Origin of the sequence: Streptomyces sp. NBC_00669 (assembly GCF_036226785.1) — a bacterium.
Taxonomy (GTDB): Bacteria; Actinomycetota; Actinomycetes; order Streptomycetales; family Streptomycetaceae; genus Actinacidiphila.
This window is the reverse complement of the sequence record NZ_CP109018.1, coordinates 9,214,521-9,233,795: the sequence shown is the minus strand read 5'-3', so window position 1 is coordinate 9,233,795 and position 19,275 is coordinate 9,214,521. Positions and strand designations below refer to the sequence as shown.

The window sequence follows — 19,275 nt, the reverse complement described above, 5'->3', positions numbered from 1 at the left end:
CGGCCCACTCGACCGGCTCCACCCGGCTGCTTACGGGCCGGCGCGCGCCGCCTTCGCGCCGGTCGCCAGGCCCGGGACAGGGGGCTCGGTTTGTGCGAGGTGGGGGGTGGGCGGGCATGCTGGGGGCTTTCCGAGGGGAGTGCAGGTATGGCGATCGTTGTGGTGACCGGGACGGGCACCGAGGTGGGCAAGACGGTGGCGACGGCGGCGGTCGCGGCTGCTTCGCTGGCGCAGGGGCTGAGCGTGGCGGTGCTGAAACCCGCGCAGACGGGGGTGCTTGAGGGCGGGCCCGGGGACGCCGCGGAGGTCGCGCGGCTGGCCGGTGAGGTGACGGCGGTGGAACTGGCGCGCTACCCGGAGCCGTTGGCGCCGGCCACGGCGGCGCGGCGGTCGGGGCGGCCGGCGGTGACCCCGGAGGAGATCGCCGAGGCCGCGGCGAAGCTCTCGGCCGTGCACGACGTGGTGCTGGTGGAGGGCGCCGGGGGGTTGCTGGTGCGGTACGACGAGAAGGGCTCCACGCTGGCGGACACGGCGTCGCTGCTGCACGCGGGCGTGCTGCTGGTCGCACCCGCGGGGCTGGGCACGTTGAACGCGACGGCGCTGACCGCGGAGGCGATGCGGGCCCGCAAGCTCACCTGCCTCGGTGTGATCATCGGCAGTTGGGCGAGCGAGCCGGGCCTGGCCGAGCGCTGCAACGTGCTGGACCTGCCGGAGTCGGCGGGGGCGCCGCTGCTGGGTGCGTTGCCGCAGGCTGCCGCGTCCCTGTCGCCGACGGCGTTCCGCGCCGCGGCCCGTGACTGGCTCGCGCCGCAGCTGGGCGGCGTGTGGGACCCGGCCGCCTTCGCGCACGTCTACGGGCCCCCGCAGCCCACCGCGCAGGGGTAGGGGCAGGGGCGGGGCGGGGGTTGGTGGCCCGGTCCGGATCGGCGCCCCGGCGACACCCTCAGCCGGTCCAGGCGCGCAGCTCGCGGGCGATCCGGTCGACGCCGACGCCGCCGTCCTTGACCAGGCGGGCCAGATCGCGGACCTGCTCGGGCGAGGTGGTGACCTTCAGCCCCTCCGCGACGAGGTAGGCGTAGGCCACGGCGGTGGCGAACAGCGCGTTGGACCGCTCCAGGGCCGGGACGTGCAGCAGCAACTGGAGCAGCGCGGCCGCCCGCAGGTGCTCGTCTCCGTAGACGGGGCGGCCGAATATCTCGGCGCGGTGCCGGCTCACGGCGGCGACGAGCGCGCCCCAGTCGGTGACCTGCGGGTCCCCCGGCGTGTTGTGTTCGGCGACCATCAGCAGCCAGGCGAGGTCGATCCGCAGGGTCAACGGGCGCCTTCACCGGTGGGGGGCGTGCTGCCGAACTCCTCGTCGAAGACCGCTTCGTACCGCTTCATGAAGTCGGCCGCGGCCTGGACGAAGGCCCGGCCGTTCTCCCCCTCGTCCTGCTGGACGAGTTCCTCGATGTAGCGGTTCACGCTGATGCCGCGCTGCGAGGCGCGTTCCCGCGCCGTCTCCGCGGTGGCTTCTTCCACCCGCACGTTCAACTGGGTTTTCGCCATGCGTCCACGCTAGCGCTCGGGTGCTAGTAGCGGCAAGAGCGCTCTGCGGGATCGCCCGGGCCGCGCGGCCCGTGGCGCGTCGTCGGCGTGTCCCCCGCGTGTCTCGGATCGCGAAATCCTCCGGGGCGCGGCGAGCCGGGCTGGTTGGCTGGGGCGCATGAGCGATCTTCGGATACGGCCGGCAGCGGTCGCGGACGCCGGCGCCGTACTGGCCTTCTGGCAGGTGGCCGCGGAGGGCACCAGCATCAGTGACGACGAGACAGGCGTGGCCGGGCTGGTCACGCGGGACCCCGAGGCCCTGCTGCTCGCCGAGCGCGACGGGGCCCTGGTGGGGACGGTGATCGCGGGGTTCGACGGGTGGCGGTGCCATCTGTACCGGCTGGCCGTTCACCCGGATGCCCGCCGGCAGGGTGTGGCCCGGGCGCTCCTGGAGGCAGCGGAGGAACGGTTCCTCGCGCTCGGGGGGCGACGCGGCGACGCGATGGTGCTGGAGGCGAACGAACGGGCGCAGCACGCGTGGCGGGCCGGCGGCTACCTGCCGGAGGAGCAGTGGCGGCGCTGGACGAAGTGGTTGGGCTAGCGCCCGACGTGGGCGGGCCCCCCAGGGTGCCCCGTACTGTCGGTTCCGGACCGATCCCCCGACGGGGGGCTTGTCGCGCGGTTCCCCGCGCCCCTTGATCGGGCACCCGGGCGCACTTCGCCGGGTTCGTGTGGGTGCGGGTGGGCGGGGGCTGGTTGATCATGGGGGGTGAGGTGTTCCGATGATCGAAACGCTCCTGGTGGCGGTGGCGCTGCTGCTCACGTTCGTGTGCGGTGTGTTCGTCGCCGCGGAGTTCTCGTTGACGACCGTCGAGCGCGGCGAGCTGGAGCGCGCGGCGGCGGGCGGGGAGCGCGGGGCGGCGGCCGCGCTGGCCGCGGTCCGTTCGCTGACCGTGCAGTTGTCCGGCGCGCAGCTCGGGATCACCGTCACCGGGCTGATCATCGGCATGCTGGCCGAGTCGTCGGTCGCGAAGCTGCTGCGCGGGCCGCTGCGTGCCGCGGGGCTGCCCGCGTCCGGGGCGGCGTCGCTGGCGCTGGTGCTGGGCACCGCGCTGTCCACGGTGGCGCTGATGGTCATCGGCGAACTCGTGCCTAAGAACTGGGCGATCTCGCGGCCGCTGGAAGTGGCGAAGGCGGTCGCGACCCCGCAGCGCGCGTTCAGCACGGCGTTCGGGCCGCTGATCCGGCACCTGAACAACACCGCCAACCGGGTGCTGCGCCGGATGGGCCTGGAGCCGGCCGAGGAGCTGGCCTCCGCGCGCGGCCCGCAGGAGCTGCGCGCGCTGGCCCGGCACTCCGCGAAGGCGGGCGCCCTGGAGCCGGACACCGCCGAGCTGTTCGTCCGGACCATCGGCCTGGCCGACCTGACCGCCCAGAACGTGATGACGCCCCGGGTCCAGGTGACCGCCCTGGAGGCGCGCGCCACCGCCGAGGACGTCGCGAACGCCACCCGCGCCACCGGACTGTCCCGCTTCCCGGTCTACCGCGGCACCCTCGACGCGGTGATCGGCACCGTGCACATCAAGGACGTGCTGGCGGTCCCCGCCGACCGCAGGCCCCGGGTGCCGGTCACCGAGCTGCTGCGCGAGCCGCTGCTGGTCCCGCACTCCCTGGCCGTGGACCGGCTGCTCGACCGGTTCTCCGCCCGCCGCTCGATGGCCGTGGTGATCGACGAGTACGGCGGCACCGCGGGCGTCGCCACGCTGGAGGACATCGTGGAGGAGGTGGTCGGCGAGGTGCGGGACGAGCACGACCCGCTCGAAGCGCCCGACCTGCTCTTCCTGCGCGAGGACCCGCTGGGCCGCCGGATCTACGACGCGGACGGCGCGGCCCGCACCGAGGACCGGCTGGAGCGGATCGGGCTGCACGCGCCCGACGGGCCGTACGAGACGCTGGCCGGGCTGGTCGCGCAGCGGCTCGGGCGGATTCCGGAGCGCGGTGACGTGGTCGAGGTGGAGGGCTGGCGGATCGAGGTGACCGACGCGAGCGGGCGGCGCGCGGCGCGGGCCCGGCTGGTGTCCCCGCCGAGCGGGCCCGGCACCGACGCCACCGGTACGGCCGCCGACGGGACGGGGGCCGCGCGGTGACCGCCGTCCAGCTGGTGGTGGGCCTGCTCACCATCGTGGTGAACGCCTTCTTCGTCGGCGCCGAGTTCTCGATGATCTCGGTGCGCCGCGACCAGATCGAGCCGCGCGCCGAGGCGGGCGACCGGCGGGCGCGGCGGGTGCTGTGGGGCCTCGAACACGTCTCGCCGCTGCTGGCCGCCGCCCAGCTCGGCGTCACCGCCTGCACGCTGGTGCTCGGCATCGTCGCGGAGCCGGCCATCGAGCACCTGCTGGAACCGCTCTTCCATGCCGCGCACGTGCCGGACGGCGCGGCGCGCCCGGTGTCGTTCGTGATCGCGCTGGCGGTGGCGACCTATCTGCACATGCTCTTCGGGGAGATGGTGCCGAAGAACATCACGCTCGCCGACCCGGTGCGGTCCGCCCTGCTGCTGGGGCCGCCCCTGGTCGCGCTCACCCGGGCGCTGCGTCCGCTGATCTTCGCGATCAACGCGCTCGCCAACGCGGGGCTGAAGCTGGCGCGGGTGGAGCCGCGTACCGAGATCGCCGCGGTGTTCTCCGACGACGAGCTGTCGCGGATGGTGGTGGACGCGGGCGCCGCCGGGCTGCTGGACGAACGGGCCGCCGAGCGGCTGCGGGACGCGCTGGAGCTGGGGCGGCGGCCGGTCGGCGAGATCGTGGTGCCGCCGGAGCGGGTGGTACGTGCCCGGCTCGGCATCACCGCGGAGGGGCTGGAGGCCCTGAGCGCGCGGTCCGGCTTCTCCCGCTTCCCGGTCGCCGACGACGACGGGCGCGTCCTCGGCTACCTCCACGTCAAGGACGCGCTCGACGCCGAGCCGCGCGACGCGCCCTTCCCCCGGTCGGCGCTGCGCCGGATCACCCGCGTCGGCGCGGCCACCCCGCTCGACGACGTCCTCACCGCGATGCGTGCCGGCCGCGCCCACCTCGCCGCCGTCGTGGACGCCGACGGGCACGGGGTCGGCCTGGTCACCATGGAGGACGTCCTCAAGGAGCTGGTGGGGCGGGGCCGGCCCTGACCCTCGGGCACCCGACCGGCGCGCACGGCAATTCCGGTGTGCCGCGCAATGCGCATTCCCGACTTTCGATCTACCCGATTATTGATCAACCCGGCTGACCTCTCGGCGAGGCCGCTTCGGAAAAGACCTGGTGGATTGCCATTCTTCCACTACGGCCGATGACCGGCCGGCGTCGATTTCGGGGAGTGATGAAGTGACGGCTGGCAGCACCGCGGAGCCGGTCGGCGTCGACGATTCGTACGAGGACGAGGTGCCGGCCAAGCGGAAGCGCCCGGGCAGCGTGTTCGTGAGCTGGGCGACCACCACCGATCACAAGACCATCGGCACGATGTACCTGGTGACGACGTTCGCCTTCTTCCTCATCGGCGGCATCATGGCGTTGCTGATGCGGGCCGAACTCGCCCGCCCCGGCCTTCAGTTCCTGTCCGCGGAACAGTACAACCAGGCGTTCACGATGCACGGTACCGTGATGCTGCTGCTGTTCGCGACACCGCTGTTCTCGGGATTCACCAACTGGATCATGCCGCTGCAGATCGGCGCGCCCGATGTCGCTTTCCCGCGGCTGAACATGCTCGCCTACTGGCTCTATCTCTTCGGCTCGCTGATCGCGGTCGGCGGATTCCTCACCCCGCAGGGCGCGGCCGACTTCGGCTGGTTCGCGTACTCGCCGCTGAACAACGCGATCAACTCGCCCGGCATCGGCGCCGACATGTGGATCATGGGCCTGGTGATGACGGGCTTCAGCACGATCTTCGGCGCCGTCAACTTCATCACCACGATCATCTGCATGCGCGCCCCCGGCATGACGATGTTCCGGATGCCGATCTTCTGCTGGAACGTGGTGCTCACCTCGCTGCTGGTCCTCTTCGCCTTCCCGGTGCTGGCCGCCGCGCTGCTGTGCCTGGAGGCCGACCGGAAGTTCGGGGCGCACGTCTTCGACGCGGCCAACGGGGGCGCGATCCTGTGGCAGCACCTGTTCTGGTTCTTCGGCCATCCCGAGGTGTACATCATCGCGTTGCCGTTCTTCGGGATCATCACCGAGATCATCCCGGTCTTCTCCCGCAAGCCGATCTTCGGATATCTGGGGCTGGTCGCGGCGACGATCGCCATCGCCGGCCTCTCGGTGACGGTGTGGGCGCACCACATGTACGTCACCGACTCGGTGCTGCTGCCGTTCTTCTCGTTCATGACCTTCCTGATCGCGGTACCGACCGGGGTGAAGTTCTTCAACTGGATCGGCACCATGTGGAAGGGCTCGCTGAGTTTCGAGACGCCGATGCTGTGGTCGATCGGCTTCCTTATCACGTTTCTCTTCGGCGGGCTGACCGGCGTCATCCTGGCGTCGCCACCGCTGGACTTCCACGTCTCGGACTCCTATTTCGTGGTCGCGCACTTCCACTACGTGGTCTTCGGCACCGTGGTGTTCTCGATGTTCGCCGGATTCCATTTCTGGTGGCCGAAGATGACCGGCAAGATGCTCGACGAGCGGCTCGGCAAAATCACCTTCTGGACGCTGTTCTTCGGCTTCCACGGGACTTTCCTGGTCCAGCACTGGCTGGGCGTCATCGGAATGCCGCGCCGCTACCCGGACTACCTCGCGGCCGACGGCTTCACCACGCTCAACACGGTCTCCACCATCAGTTCCTTCCTGCTCGGCATGTCGATGCTGCCGTTCCTCTACAACGTGTGGAAGACCGCGAAGTACGGCAAGAAGGTCGGGGTCGACGACCCGTGGGGCTACGGCCGTTCGCTGGAGTGGGCGACCTCCTGCCCGCCGCCGCGGCACAACTTCGTCACGCTGCCCCGGATTCGGTCCGAGTCCCCGGCGTTCGACCTGCACCACCCGGAGATCTCGACCCTCGACGACGCCTCGCACCGGCCCGACCGCTCCATCACCGTGCCGCGGGGCGACACCCACCAGTAGCTGCCGACGACCGGACGGGACCCACGCGTGGGCGCGGACAGGAACGACCACTCAGGGCTCGACCGGATCGAGGGCTACCTGCTGTGGAACGCGGAGCTGGCGCAGGCGCGCCGCGAGGCTGCCGGTTTCACCGCCCATCTGCCCTGGCTGACCACCGCGCAGCGCGAGGAGGTCGAACGGGTCTATGTCGCCGACCGGGTGCGGCTGTCCCGCGAGACGCTGCGGCGCGTCATCGACCGCGCCGCGGAGCTGCGCGGCGAGTACGGCGAGCGCTACGAGTACCTCAGAAGGCGCTGCGTGGCGGCCGCCGTGGTCGGCGCCGGGGCGACGGCCGGCGCGCTGGGCGCCGCCGCGTACCTGACCCGCTGACGGCACACACCGGCGGCGCCGGGGGCGCCGCCACCACCGCGTTTCCCGCCGGTAGGATCTGCGTGCCATGCAGACGCCAGCCACGTACTCCAGCCTCGTCGCCGTCGGGGACTCCTTCACCGAGGGCATGTCGGACCTGCTGCCCGACGGTTCGTACCGCGGGTGGGCGGACCTGCTCGCGGCGCGGCTGGCGGCCGCGTCCCGGGAAGCGGGCGGCGAGGGCGTGCGGTACGCCAACCTCGCGGTGCGCGGCAAGCTGATCCGGCAGATCTCCGACGAGCAGGTGGACGCGGCGGCCGCGATGCGCCCGGACGTGATCACGCTGGTCGGCGGGCTCAACGACGTCCTGCGGCCCGGCTGCGACGTGGCGGCGGTGTGCGAGGTGCTGGAGAGCTGCGTGCAGCGCCTCGCCCCGGCCTGCGACCGCCTGGTGCTGATGCGCAGCCCGATCAGGCGGGGCCCGGTGGCGACGCGGTTCCTGCCGCGGATGGTGGAGCTGTTCGACTTCGTGGAGTCGCTGGCGGCCGCGCACGGCGCGGTCGTCGTCGACCTGTACGGGGCACAGGTGCTGGGCGACGCACGGATGTGGGCCGAGGACCGGCTGCATCTGACCGCGGAGGGCCACGAACGGGTCGCCGAGGCGGTCTGGCAGGCGCTCGGCCTACCCGAGCAGGCGGAGTGGACCAGCCCGCTGCCGCCGGAGGTGCGTGCCGGCTGGGCCGCCCGCCGCGTGTCCGACCTGCGCTTCACCCGCGCCCACCTGTTGCCGTGGATCGGCCGCCGCCTGACCGGGCGGTCCAGCGGCGACGGCCGCAGCCCCAAGCGCGCCGAGTTGCTGCCGTACGACCTGCCCGGCGACCTGCCGTCCGCCCCGTCCTACGCGCGGGGTGCCGCGCGCACGGTCCCGAGCGGCGAGGGCTGACCGTACGGGACACCCCGCGCGACCAGTAGAATCTCCCCACGTGACAGCCAAGCCGCGTATCCCGAATGTCCTCGCCGGTCGCTATGCCTCCGCGGAGCTGGCCGCGCTGTGGTCGCCCGAGCAGAAAGTGGTGCTGGAGCGCCGGCTGTGGCTGGCGGTGCTGCGCGCCCAGGCGGACCTGGGCATCGAGGTGCCGGCGGGGGCCGTCGAGGACTACGAGCGGGTGCTGGAGCAGGTCGACCTCGACTCGATCGCGGAGCGCGAGAAGGTCACCCGGCACGACGTGAAGGCGCGGATCGAGGAGTTCAACGCGCTTGCCGGGCACGAGCAGGTGCACAAGGGCATGACCTCGCGCGACCTGACCGAGAACGTCGAGCAGTTGCAGATCCGGCTGTCCCTTGAGCACGCGCGGGACCGCACGGTCGCGGTGCTCGCCCGGCTCGGCCAGCTCGCCGGGCAGTACGGCGAGCTGGTGATGGCGGGCCGCTCGCACAACGTCGCGGCGCAGGCGACCACGCTCGGCAAGCGGTTCGCCACCGCGGCCGACGAGCTGCTGGTGGCGTTCGGGCGGGTCGAGGAGCTGCTGGCGCGGTATCCGCTGCGCGGCGTGAAGGGCCCGGTCGGCACCGCGCAGGACATGCTGGACCTGCTCGGCGGGGACAGCGGCCGGCTCGCCGAGCTGGAGCACCGGGTCGCCGAACACCTGGGCTTCTCGCGGACGTTCAGCTCCGTCGGCCAGGTCTACCCGCGGTCGCTGGACTACGAGGCGGTGACCGCGCTGGTGCAACTGGCCGCGGCGCCCTCGTCGCTGGCCAAGACGATCCGGCTGATGGCCGGGCATGAACTGGTCACCGAGGGCTTCAAGCCCGGGCAGGTCGGCTCCTCGGCGATGCCGCACAAGATGAACACCCGCTCCTGCGAGCGGGTCAACGGCCTGATGGTGGTGCTGCGCGGCTACGCCTCGATGACCGGTGAGCTCTCCGGCGACCAGTGGAACGAAGGCGACGTGTCCTGCTCGGTGGTGCGCCGGGTGGCGCTGCCGGACGCGTTCTTCGCGTTCGACGGGCTGCTGGAGACGTTCTTGACGGTGCTCGACGAGTTCGGGGCGTTCCCGGCGGTCGTCTCTCGCGAGCTGGACCGCTACCTGCCGTTCCTGGCCACCACGAAGGTGCTGATGGGCGCGGTGCGGGCCGGGGTGGGCCGGGAGGCCGCGCACGAGGCGATCAAGGAGAACGCGGTCGCGTCGGCGCTGGCCATGCGCGAGCAGGGCACCGAGCGCAACGAGCTGCTGGACCGGCTCGCCGCCGACCCGCGTATCCCGCTGGACCGGGCCGCGCTGGACGCGCTGATGGCCGACCGGCTGTCGTTCACCGGCGCCGCAGGCGATCAGGTCGCGGAGGTCGCGCGCCGGGTCGAGGAGGTCGTCAAGGCGTACCCGCGCGCGGCGGCGTACCGGCCGGGGGCGATCCTCTGACGCCGGAGGAACTGGCGCAGGCCCGCACCCGCACCCTGCGGGACGTGGTCGGGCCGGGGCTCAACGTGCTGTTCTGCGGGATCAACCCGGGGTTGATGTCGGCGTACCGGGGCGAGCACTTCGCCCGGCCGGGCAACCGGTTCTGGCCGGCGCTGCACGCCTCCGGTTTCACCCCGCGCCGGTACGCGCCCACCGAGCAGGAGGACGTGCTCGCGCTCGGCTTCGGGCTCACGAACGTGGCGCCGCGGGCGACCGCGCGGGCCGACGAGCTGACCGCGGAGGAACTGGTCGCGGGCGGCCGGGCGCTGACCGCGAAGGTGGCCCGGCACCGGCCGCGGTGGCTCGCGGTACTCGGCGTCACCGCGTACCGGATCGCGTTCGCCGACAAGCACGCCGTGGTCGGGCCGCAGGAGCGCACGCTGGGCACCACCCGGGTCTGGGTGCTGCCCAGCCCCAGCGGCCTGAACGCGCACTGGACGCCGGCGGCCCTGGCCGAGGAGTTCGCCCGGCTGCGCGTGGCGGCCTTCGCCGAGAACCGGACGGGCACGGCCCCTGACCCGGCCCCGGACACGGACGCGGGCTCCGCTGCGGCGGTGGCGCCCGGCGCCCGGCTCAGGAGCGGCTGAACTCCCCCCGCGGAGGCCGCAGCAGGCGGCCCGCCGCCTCCCGGAACCCGGCCACCAGCGGGTTACGGTCGCCGGCCCGGGTGGCGACGACCACCTGGCACGGCTCGATCCCGTCGACCGGCACCACGGCGAGGTCGTCCCGGTCGGCGCACCGGCGGTCGTAGGCGGGCACCAGGGCGATGGAGCGCCCGTCCGCGACGCCTTCGAGCTTGTCCTCGAAGGTCTCGGCGAGCAGCGGGCCGAGCGGGGCGGAACCGCCGTCCGGATGCGGGTTCAGCCGCCAGAACGCGGTCCAGACCGCGGCCATTCCGGCGCAGGCGATGAGGGGCTCCCCCGCGAAGTCGTCCGGGCCGACCGACTCCTTGCCGGCCAGGCGGTGGTCCGCGGGCACCAGCAGCACGCGCGGCTCGTCGTAGAGCACGCCCACGCGCAGGCCGTCGTCCGGGATGGGCAGCGGGGTGCGGGCGACGAGCACGTCGACCTTGCGGTCGGGCAGGGCACGCGTCTCGTTCCAGTCCAGGTGCCGGGTGCGGACGTGGGCCTCGGGGTAGCGGCGGCGCAGTTCGCGCACCGCGGCGGTGACGACGAGGTCCTCGACGTATCCGACGGTGATGGTGTGGGCCCGCGCCGCGGAGCGGGCGGTGCGCGTCGCCTGGCCCGCGGCCTGGAGGAGCCCCTGCGCCTGCGGCAGGAAGGCCGCTCCGGCCGGGGTGAGGGCGCTGCCCTGCGTGGTGCGGTCCAGCAGCCGCACGCCGAGGGTGTCCTCCAGCCGCTGGATCTGCCGGCTCAGCGAGGGCTGGGCGACGTGCAGCGCCTGCGCGGCCCTGGCGAAGTGCAGGTGCTCGGCGACGACCACGAAGTACCGCACCAGCCGCAGGTCGAGGTCCGGTCCGGGGTCGGAGGCGGCGTCCGGACCGGATGCCGCCGCGGGCGGGGCGTCGTCGGGCATGCCGCCAGCCTACTCGTGATGCGGATTCCGCATGACGTGGTGCGAAACGGGTCTTGGACGCCCCTGCCCGGGCGGCTGTTGACTCGAACGTGTCCCCACCGAGGCCGGCCCGGAGGGACGTGAACCGGAAACCGACTCCTGGAACAGAGGGTGTCCGCCATGGGCAGGTACGAAGGAATGAACGTCGTGATCACCGGGGGCAGCAGCGGGCTGGGGCTGGCCACCGCCCGCCTCCTGGTGGGTGAGGGCGCCCGGGTCCTCGTCACCGGACGCGGCCAGGACGCCCTGGACGCGGCCCGCGAGCAGCTCGGCGGCGACGCGGTCGCGGTGCGCAGCGACGCGTCGTCGCTGTCCGACATCGACGCGCTGGCCGACCACGTGAAGGCCGAACTCGGCACGGTGGACGCGCTGTTCGCCAATGCCGGGATCAGCGGCTTCGCACCGTTCGAGGCGACAAGCGAGCAGCTCTTCGACGAGTTGCTGACGATCAACGCCAAGGGGCCGTACTTCACGGTGCAGAAGCTCGCCCCGCTGCTGGCCGAGGGGAGCGGCGTGGTGCTGACCACCTCCGTCGCCAACGTGCTGGGACTTCCCGCGCTGAGCGCCTACGCGGCGAGCAAGGCGGCGCTGCGCTCGATGACCCGCAGCCTGGCCCGTGAGCTGCTGCCGCGGAAAGTCCGGGTCAACGCGGTGAGCCCCGGCCCGATCGACACCGGCATCCTGGAGAAGACGATGCCCAAGGAAGCGGTGGAGGCGACCGTGGCCCAGATGGCCGCGGACATCCCGATGCTGCGCGTGGGCACCCCGGCGGAGGTCGCCAGGGCGGTCGCCTTCCTCGCCTTCGACGCCACGTACACCACCGGCGCCGAACTCGCGGTGGACGGCGGCGGCTCCCAGCTCTGAGGCCCGTGCCACGGGCGGGAGCGGACCGATGCCCGCTCCCGCCCGACCGCCCGCCAGCCCGTCGACCCGCACCGACCGCCCGTCAGCCCGCGGCTACCGCGTCCGCGCCGGCCCGCCCGTCCCCCAGAGGCGCGATCCGGACGGTGGCCGCCCGCATCCGGTCGCTCATCGCGCCGACGTCCCCGTACTTGCGCGCGTACGCGTCGTCGATCGCCCGCGTCAGCCGCGCGTCCGTCCACGCGGGGACGTCGAAGGCGACCTGCCGTACGGTGCCGTCCAGGCGGACGGCGCCGCGGTGCCGTTCCTGGGTGGCCCGGAACCAGCGGGACGAGGGCCCCGGGAGGCGGATGGACGTCCTGGCCTGGAACCGCGCGGCGGCCGCCCTGCTCACCGACTTCGCCGCGCTGCCCCCGGCCCGGCGCAACATCATCCGCCTGACCTTCCTCGACGACGCCTTCCGCGCGCAGTACGTGGACTGGCCGGTGGTGGCCCGCGAGTGCGTCGCGGTGCTGCGCATGGAGTCCGGCCGGCACCCCGACGACCCGGACCTCGGCGCCCTGATCGCCGAGCTGAACGAGAAGGACGCGGACTTCCGCGCCTGGTGGGCCGACTACCGCGTGGCCGGGCCCCGGCAGTTGACCAAGCGCATGCGCCACCCCACCGCCGGCGAGCTGACCCTGGACGTCCAGCAGTTGTCCGTCGACACCGACGCCGACCAGTTGCTGGCCGCGTACACCGCCCACGACGCGAAGTCCCGCGACGCGCTGGACTTCCTCCTGCGGTGGTCCAGCGGACCCCGCCCCGCGCGCGCCTCGTCGCAACCCTGATAACTTCGCCGCGCGGACACCGACGCGACCCGATGCCGGCCGGCATCCGGGCTCCGCTGCGCCGGCGTCCCAGCAGGTCGTACGGTGTGCGGCGGTGGCACGCGGCAGGCCGCTGCGGGGCTCGCCGGGCGTGGTCGGGCGCAGTCGGGCGGAAGGGTGCCCGGTGGCACTCGCCGGGTGGCTCCGCGCCGGGTACGATCCGCCACACACAGGTACAGGCTGGGAGGACACACCTTGGAGCGCCTCACCGGTGGGGACCCGTCCCTGCTCCGGCGGATCAACTCCGCGGTCGTCCTCCACGCGTTGCGCGGAGCGCAGACCCCCACGCTCACCGAGCTGGTGCACACCACCGGGCTGTCCCGCCCGACGGTCGAGGGCGTCATCGAGGGACTCACCGAGTCGGACCTGGTGGTCGAGGTCGCCCCGGAGCCGGGCGACACCCGCAAGCAGGGCCGGCCGGCCCGCCGGTTCCGCTTCCACGCCGAGGCCGGGCACCTGCTGGGCGTCGAGATCGGCGCGCACCAGGTACGGGCGGTCCTGTCCGACCTCAGCGGCCAGGTGCTGGACACGCTCGGCCACGACGTGGCGGAGGCGGCCGGCGCCGACGACCGGATCGACCGGGTCCGCGGCACCGTCGCCGACCTGCTGCGCAAGGCCGGCGTGGCGCGCAGCACGCTGTGGGCGGTGGGGGTGGGCAGCCCGGGCATCGTGGAGGCGGGCGGCGAGGTGCGGCTGGGCACGGCGCTGCCGGGCTGGACCGGGCTGGCGCTCGGCGAGCGGCTGCAACGCTCCTTCCGCTGCCCGGTGCTGGTGGAGAACGACGCGAACCTGGCCGCGGTCGCCGAGCACTGGAAGGGCGCCGCGGTCGGCACGGACGACGTGGTGTTCGTGCTGGCCGGGCTGAGCCCGGGCGCCGGTTCGCTGATCGGGGGGCGGCTGCACCGCGGTTTCGGCGGCGCGGCCGGGGAGATCGGCGCGCTGCACCTGCTGGGGCGCGAGGTGACCCCCGAGCACCTGCTGTCGACCACCGGGACCCCGCTGCACCCGCTGGACGAGCCCGCCGTGGAGCGGGTGTTCGCGCTGGCCCGCGAGGGCGATGTGCAGGCGAAGGACGCGCTGGACCGGTTCCTGCGCCGGCTGGTGCACGACGTGGCCGCGCTGGTGCTGGCGATCGACCCGGAACTGGTGGTGGTCGGCGGCTGGGCGGCGGGTCTCGACGGCGTACTGGAGCCGCTGCGCGCGGAGTTGGCGCGTTACTGCCTGCGGCCGCCGAACGTGGTGCTGTCCGCGCTGGGCCAGGAGGCGATCGCCACGGGGGCGCTGCGGCTGGCGCTGGACCACGTGGAGGAGCAGTTGTTCGCGGTCGAGCAGACGTCGCTGCCCCGGCACTGAGCGGACTCGGCCGGTCGGGGCGGCCGGCCGGTCGAACCGGGTCGGATACGGCGTACCGCGCACGGCGCCGGTACCGGCCCGGGACGCGCGGCGCCGTACGCGCACGACCGCGGCCCGCTCCCGTGGTTCACGGAAGCGGGCCGGGGGTGGAGCGCGGGCGGGCCGGGTACGGGCCCGGCCGTCAGGACGCCTGGCGGCGGCTGCCGGGCTGGTCGTGCAGCACTTCCAGCGCGCCGGAGTCGCCGAAGGTGAGCCGGCAGGTGTCGGCGCGGTACGTCGCGACGGAGGCGGCGGCGACGCGGCCGGCCGCATAGTAGCGGGTGGTGACCACCAGGACGGGCGCGCCGGGCAGCCGGTCGAGCTGCTTGGCGTCCTCGGCGCGGGCCGAGCCCAGCTCGACGGAGCGGTCCTCGCCCTCCAGCTCCAGGACGTGCAGTTCGCGCAGCACCGCGGGGCCGTGCTCGGCCGGGGTGAGCAGCGTCGACAGCCCGGGCACGGACGCGGCCGGCACGTAGAGCAGTTCGGTGGCGACCGGCTGGCCCTGGGTGACCCGCTCGCGCCGGACGGTGTGCACCGCCTCCTCGCGGTCGGTGCCGAGCAGCGCGGCGATCGGGGCGGGGGCGGCGGCCTCGACGCAGCCCACGGTGTTCCAGGCGTCGCGCACGGCACCTGGCCACACGTTCGCCGACGGGCCGACGGCCACGCCGATCCTGGGCGGCGCCACGGTGGTGCCCACGCCGCGCCTGCGCTGGAGCCGGCCCTCCAGCTCGAGCTGTTCGAGCGCCTGGCGGAGCGTGGCCCGCGCGACGCCGAAGCGCGCGGCGAGGTCACGCTCGTTGGGCAGGATCTCGCCGACCTCGAACTCCGAGTCGAGGGCGTCGTTCAGCACGGTCTTGAGGTGCCAGTACTTCGGCTCCTGCACCGCTTCGAGCTGCGTGGTCCCCACCCTGTCCTCGCAATCGCCGTGGTCGTGGCCGCCGGACCCTGCCGGGGTCACACCTTGTTAAGCCTTGTTTCCGAACCAGTGTTTATTAAAGGTCCTTGCACTACTAGGACGATAGAGGCGCGTCGCAAACTTGGTCAAGACCAATCCTCGAACCCACCCATGCGTGGCGGAACCGGATACATGTGACGTTCATACGATGTTGACGGTGTGCTGCAATAGCGTTCGTGATCTCCGCGGGACAGAGCGGGGACGGAGCACGGCCGGGCCGAGCAGGCGCCGAGGGCACGACGCCGCACGGCACGGACACGGCACGAACACAGCGCGACATGGCGAACGGCACAGCGAGGAGCAGGGCGATGGAGCAGGTCACCGTGGTCACGGGCGGCAGCCGCGGCATCGGGGCGGCGGTGGCGCTGCGGCTGGCCGCCGCCGGCCACCAGGTCGCGATCGGCTACGAGCGGGCGAAGGACGCCGCGGAGGACGTGGCCCGGCAGATCCGCGCGGGCGGCGGCACCTGCCTGGTGCACCAGGTCGACACCAGCGACGAGCAGCAGGTCGACACGTTCTTCGGCGCGGTGCGCGACGAACTCGGCCCCGCCACCGGCCTGGTGAACAACGCGGGCATCACCGGCCCGCTCGGCCGGTTCGCGGAGACCCCGGTCGAGGTGATGCGCCGGGTCGTCGACGTCAACGTGATGGGCGCGCTGATCTGTGCCCGCCGCGCGGTGCTGGACATGTCCACACGGTACGGCGGGGAGGGCGGCGCGATCGTGAACATCTCCTCGGGCGGGGCCACGCTGGGCAGCCCCGGTGAGTACGTGCACTACGCGGCGAGCAAGTCGGCGGTCGACGCGATGACGGTCGGCCTGTCGAAAGAACTGGCCGAGGAGGGCGTGCGGGTCAACTCCGTGCAGCCCGGGATGATCGTGACCGACATCCACGCGGCGATGGGTGACGCGCAGCGGCCGTGGCGCAAGAGCGACCGCATCCCGATGCGGCGCCCCGGGCAGCCGGAGGAGGTGGCCGGCGCGGTGGCGTGGCTGCTCTCGCCCGACGCGTCGTACACCACGGGTGCGGTCCTGCGGGTGACCGGCGGGCTGTAGCCACCGGCGGGCGGCGGACCGAGCGGGCGGCGGACCGAGCGGGCGGCACCGGCGGCGGGCGTCCCAGGCGGACCGGGCGGACCGGGCGGCGGCGTATCGGGCGGCGTACGGACCGGGCGGCGGGGCAACCCACCCGCTCCGCACGCCTCCCCCACCGCGTCGAGCCGCATCCGCGGTGATCTTTCCGCGGCACAAGTGTTGACCTGAGCATGGCCGAAACCCGACGGTGATACGGGGTAACCCGGGGGTAACCCGCGCGGCGCCTCGCGGGGGCACAATCCGGTTGCCCCGCAACCGACTTCGGACAACTTCAGAGGAGCACCATGCCCGGTTCCGTCGCCGACGACGCCGTGAAGCCCGCACCCGCGCCGCCGCCGGCCGGCCACCTGCTGGAACGCTGGTTCCGGATATCCCAGCGGGGTTCCACGCCCGGGCGGGAGGTGCGGGGCGGGCTCGCGACCTTCTTCGCGATGGCCTACATCCTGGTGCTCAACCCGCTCATCCTCAGCGGCAGCAAAGCCCACCCGGTGCTGGACAAGTACGGCACCAGCCTCTCCCCGGCGCAGGTGCTGACCGTCACCGCGCTCGTGGCCGCGGTGATGACGGTGATCATGGGCGTGGGCGGCAACCTGCCGCTGGCCATCGCCACCGGGCTCGGCCTCAACGCCGTGGTCGCCTACCAGCTGGCGCCCAAGATGAGCTGGCCGGACGCGATGGGCCTGGTCGTCCTGGAGGGCCTGCTGATCTGCGTGCTGGTCGTCACCGGCCTGCGGCAGGCGATCATGGAAGCCATCCCGCAGGCGATCAAGAAGGCGATCGCCGTCGGCATCGGCATGTTCATCGCCTTCATCGGCCTGGTCGACGCCGGGTTCGTCAGCCGTATCCCGGACGCGGCCAATACCACCACCCCGGTGCAGCTCGGCGGGACCGGCACCCTCACCGGCTGGCCGGTCCTGGTCTTCTGCGTCGGCGTCCTGCTCACCATCTCCCTGGTCGCGCGCCGGATGCGCGGCGCGATCCTGATCAGCATCGTGGTCATGACGATCGTGGCGCTCGTCGTCAACAAGATCGCGGACATCCCCGACCTGGCCTGGGGGCTCAACCCGCCGAGCGTTCCGCACAAGGCCGTCTCCACCCCGGACTTCGGACTGGTCGGCCAGTTCAGCCTGTTCGGCGGGTTCCGCGACGCCGGTGTGGTGACCTGCGTCCTGTCGGTGTTCACGCTGGTGCTGTCGGACTTCTTCGATGCGATGGGCACGATCGTCGGCATCTCCAGCGAGGCGGGCCTGCTCGACGAGGAGGGCCGGGTGCCGAACATCGGCCGGGTGCTGTTCATCGACGGCGCGGCGGCGGTCGCCGGGGGCATGGCGTCGTCGTCCTCCAACACCGCGTACGTGGAGTCGGCGGCGGGCGTCGGCGAGGGGGCCCGCACCGGGCTGGCGAGCGTGGTGACCGGCGTGCTGTTCGCGCTGGCGCTCTTCCTGTCGCCGCTGGCCGGGGTGGTGCCCTCGCAGGCGGCGGCGCCGGCGCTGGTCGCGGTCGGCTTCCTGCTGATGGCGCAGGTGCGCACCATCGACTGGACCGAGTACGACACCGCCATCCCGGCGTTCCTGACCATCGCGGTGATGCCCTTCACCTACAGCATCACCAACGGCATCGGCGCCGGCTTCCTGTCCTACGTCGTGCTCAAGACGGCGCTCGGCAAGATCCGCGAGGTGCACCCGCTGGTGTGGTGCGTGTCGCTCTTCTTCCTCGCCTACTTCGCGATCGACCCGCTCCAGCAGGCGTTCGGCGTCAAGTAGCCCGGCCCCGGCGGGCGGTCCGGCCGGGACCGCGCTCCCGCGGACGAGCGGCCCGACGGCCGTACGGAACCGGCGTGCCCGCCGGGCCCGCACCGTCCGCGGTCCGCCGGAGGAGGGGGCCGGCAGACACGCGGACGGGCTTCGAAGCTCCGACCGGGACGGGGGCGCCCGGTCGGAGCCGCTGGCCGAGCCGGTGCGCGCACCGGCCCGTACTGAGACAACTCCCCCCATCCCGGCGGAGTTCCCGCCCCGCGCGCATAAATGCGAACGGGGTTTCCGACCTGTGCGCCCCGCCGTTCCCGCACCGCTCCGCCGCACCCGCGACCGGCCCTCCCGAGCCGCCCCGGCCCGCCCCCGCTCAGCGCCGACGCGCCGCCGGCACCGGTTCCTCCCCGCCCGCCGGGCCGCCCACCGCCGTACCGGGGGCCTCCCACAGCGCCGAGCCGCCGCCGGAACCGTACGCCCGCCCGCGTACCCCGCGTACCCCGCGCAGCGCGCCCGAGCCGACCGCCACGCCCGCCGCGACCAGCGCGCTGCCGGCCAACTGGCCCGCCCCCAGCGTCCCGACCGAGACCACCGGCGCGGTCAGCGCCGCCGAGACCGGGATCAGCCCGGAGAAGAGCGTGGCCCGCTCGGTGCCCAGCCGCTGGAACCCGGCATACCAGCACACGAACCCGATCACGGTCGCGACGACCGCCTGCCAGCCCAGCGCCAGCGCCTCGGGTCCGGTCGGGGTACGGAACCCGTCGCCGACCGCGGCGAGCACCGCGGCCTCCACCGCGGCGAACCCGCAGACGCAGGTGGACAGCAGCAGCGGGCCCAGCGGCCGTACCAGCGGCGCAGCCAGCAACGCGAAGCCCACCTCGCCGCCCAGCGCCGCCACCGACCAGGTCAGGCCCCGGCTGTCCGTGCCGCCCCAGCCCTGCACGGCGAACGCGCCCGCCGCCACCAGCACCGCTCCCCCGGTGACGGCCCTGCCCGGCCGGCGTCCCGCGGCCAGCGGGACCAGCACGGCCACCACCACGGGCGCGCAGCCCACCAGCACGCCGGGCACCGCGGGTTGCGCGGTGCGCTCCGCCGCGAGCACCGACAGGTTGAAGCCGACCATGCCGACCGCGGCGACGGCCGCGACCAGCGCCCACCGCCGTACGCCGAGCGCGCGCAGCCGGCCGCTCCCACCGCGGCACGCCGGACCGGCCAGCAGCAGGAACGCGGCGCCGTAGCGCAGTGCCTGGCCGCCGGCGTGCGGGTAGTGGACGAGCGCGCCGCCGGCGGTGAAGGACGCGCCCACCAGGACGCAGGCGACCGCGGCGAAGAGCGCGCCGCTGCGGGAGGAGGAGTTCATACCCGG

At 73.5% G+C, this 19,275-nt stretch carries 20 protein-coding genes; 14 read left to right on the top strand and 6 right to left on the bottom strand.

The features are described from left to right. The first annotated feature begins 147 nt into the window (after window positions 1-147). Complete coding sequence (gene bioD, locus OG896_RS38685) at window positions 148-885, top strand: dethiobiotin synthase (RefSeq protein WP_329373023.1); 738 nt, start codon at window positions 148-150, stop codon at window positions 883-885. A 58-nt stretch (window positions 886-943) separates the two neighbouring features. On the opposite strand, the gene OG896_RS38680 is transcribed toward bioD, so the two are convergent. Together OG896_RS38680 and OG896_RS38675 are read right to left on the bottom strand one after the other, a co-directional pair. Further along, window positions 944-1,315: a fic family toxin-antitoxin system, toxin component gene (locus tag OG896_RS38680; protein WP_328459940.1), complete on the bottom strand. Its 372-nt coding sequence runs from the start codon at window positions 1,313-1,315 to the stop codon at window positions 944-946. Then, a complete protein-coding gene (locus OG896_RS38675; protein WP_328459941.1) occupies window positions 1,312-1,548 on the bottom strand; it encodes an antitoxin in 237 nt (78 codons plus the stop codon). Before OG896_RS38675 ends, OG896_RS38680 begins: the two co-directional genes overlap by 4 nt. A gap of 157 nt (window positions 1,549-1,705) precedes the next feature. Here OG896_RS38675 and OG896_RS38670 point away from each other — a divergent pair, with 157 nt between their 5' ends. From OG896_RS38670 to mug, 8 genes are all read left to right on the top strand, one after another. Further along, window positions 1,706-2,128: a GNAT family N-acetyltransferase gene (locus OG896_RS38670; protein WP_329373020.1), complete on the top strand. Its 423-nt coding sequence runs from the start codon at window positions 1,706-1,708 to the stop codon at window positions 2,126-2,128. A 181-nt stretch (window positions 2,129-2,309) separates the two neighbouring features. Beyond that, the gene (locus OG896_RS38665) at window positions 2,310-3,674 is read left to right on the top strand and encodes a hemolysin family protein (protein ID WP_329373018.1); all 1,365 of its coding nucleotides are present in this window, start codon (window positions 2,310-2,312) and stop codon (window positions 3,672-3,674) included. Continuing rightward, window positions 3,671-4,687, top strand: coding sequence for a hemolysin family protein (locus tag OG896_RS38660; RefSeq protein ID WP_329373016.1), 1,017 nt, complete (start codon window positions 3,671-3,673; stop codon window positions 4,685-4,687). The genes OG896_RS38665 and OG896_RS38660 overlap by 4 nt, the downstream gene beginning before the upstream one ends. Before the next feature lie 193 nt (window positions 4,688-4,880). Then, window positions 4,881-6,611 carry an aa3-type cytochrome oxidase subunit I gene (ctaD, locus tag OG896_RS38655; protein ID WP_329373014.1) on the top strand — a complete coding sequence of 577 codons (1,731 nt, stop codon included), beginning with the start codon at window positions 4,881-4,883 and terminating at the stop codon, window positions 6,609-6,611. 27 nt (window positions 6,612-6,638) lie between these two features. After that, window positions 6,639-6,980 (top strand): hypothetical protein, encoded by a 342-nt coding sequence (locus OG896_RS38650; protein WP_329373012.1) that lies wholly within the window; start codon window positions 6,639-6,641, stop codon window positions 6,978-6,980. A 67-nt stretch (window positions 6,981-7,047) separates the two neighbouring features. Further along, entirely contained in the window at window positions 7,048-7,902 is an 855-nt protein-coding gene (locus OG896_RS38645) for an SGNH/GDSL hydrolase family protein (RefSeq protein WP_329373010.1), read from the top strand. 40 nt (window positions 7,903-7,942) lie between these two features. Beyond that, window positions 7,943-9,376: an adenylosuccinate lyase gene (gene purB / locus OG896_RS38640; protein ID WP_329373008.1), complete on the top strand. Its 1,434-nt coding sequence runs from the start codon at window positions 7,943-7,945 to the stop codon at window positions 9,374-9,376. Beyond that, window positions 9,373-10,002, top strand: coding sequence for a G/U mismatch-specific DNA glycosylase (gene mug, locus OG896_RS38635; protein ID WP_329374558.1), 630 nt, complete (start codon window positions 9,373-9,375; stop codon window positions 10,000-10,002). Before purB ends, mug begins: the two co-directional genes overlap by 4 nt. On the opposite strand, the gene OG896_RS38630 is transcribed toward mug, so the two are convergent. Then, entirely contained in the window at window positions 9,989-10,951 is a 963-nt protein-coding gene (locus tag OG896_RS38630; RefSeq protein WP_329373006.1) for a LysR family transcriptional regulator, read from the bottom strand. The genes mug and OG896_RS38630 overlap by 14 nt on opposite strands. Before the next feature lie 159 nt (window positions 10,952-11,110). Here OG896_RS38630 and OG896_RS38625 point away from each other — a divergent pair, with 159 nt between their 5' ends. Further along, window positions 11,111-11,854, top strand: a complete 744-nt coding sequence (locus OG896_RS38625) for an SDR family oxidoreductase (RefSeq protein ID WP_329373004.1) — start codon at window positions 11,111-11,113, stop codon at window positions 11,852-11,854. Between the two features lie 82 nt (window positions 11,855-11,936). On the opposite strand, the gene OG896_RS38620 is transcribed toward OG896_RS38625, so the two are convergent. Then, the gene (locus OG896_RS38620; protein ID WP_329373002.1) at window positions 11,937-12,245 is read right to left on the bottom strand and encodes a DUF2255 family protein; all 309 of its coding nucleotides are present in this window, start codon (window positions 12,243-12,245) and stop codon (window positions 11,937-11,939) included. On the opposite strand from OG896_RS38620, the gene OG896_RS38615 reads away from it, so the two are divergent. Continuing rightward, on the top strand, window positions 12,202-12,681 hold the full coding sequence (locus OG896_RS38615) for an MmyB family transcriptional regulator (RefSeq protein WP_329373000.1): 480 nt from the start codon (window positions 12,202-12,204) through the stop codon (window positions 12,679-12,681). The two genes, OG896_RS38620 and OG896_RS38615, sit on opposite strands and share 44 nt — an antisense overlap. Window positions 12,682-12,915: 234 nt before the next feature. After that, window positions 12,916-14,073, top strand: a complete 1,158-nt coding sequence (locus tag OG896_RS38610; protein ID WP_328459958.1) for an ROK family protein — start codon at window positions 12,916-12,918, stop codon at window positions 14,071-14,073. A 181-nt stretch (window positions 14,074-14,254) separates the two neighbouring features. Here the strand turns inward: OG896_RS38610 and OG896_RS38605 are convergent, their stop codons facing one another. After that, a complete protein-coding gene (locus OG896_RS38605; RefSeq protein ID WP_329372998.1) occupies window positions 14,255-15,019 on the bottom strand; it encodes a GntR family transcriptional regulator in 765 nt (254 codons plus the stop codon). Between the two features lie 356 nt (window positions 15,020-15,375). Between OG896_RS38605 and OG896_RS38600 the strand changes: the two genes are divergently transcribed. Both OG896_RS38600 and OG896_RS38595 read left to right on the top strand, forming a co-directional pair. Then, a complete protein-coding gene (locus OG896_RS38600) occupies window positions 15,376-16,122 on the top strand; it encodes an SDR family oxidoreductase (RefSeq protein ID WP_329372996.1) in 747 nt (248 codons plus the stop codon). A gap of 323 nt (window positions 16,123-16,445) precedes the next feature. Next, entirely contained in the window at window positions 16,446-17,924 is a 1,479-nt protein-coding gene (locus OG896_RS38595; protein WP_329372994.1) for an NCS2 family permease, read from the top strand. 358 nt (window positions 17,925-18,282) lie between these two features. Here the strand turns inward: OG896_RS38595 and OG896_RS38590 are convergent, their stop codons facing one another. After that, on the bottom strand, window positions 18,283-19,269 hold the full coding sequence (locus OG896_RS38590; RefSeq protein ID WP_329372992.1) for a DMT family transporter: 987 nt from the start codon (window positions 19,267-19,269) through the stop codon (window positions 18,283-18,285). Window positions 19,270-19,275: the final 6 nt, after the last annotated feature.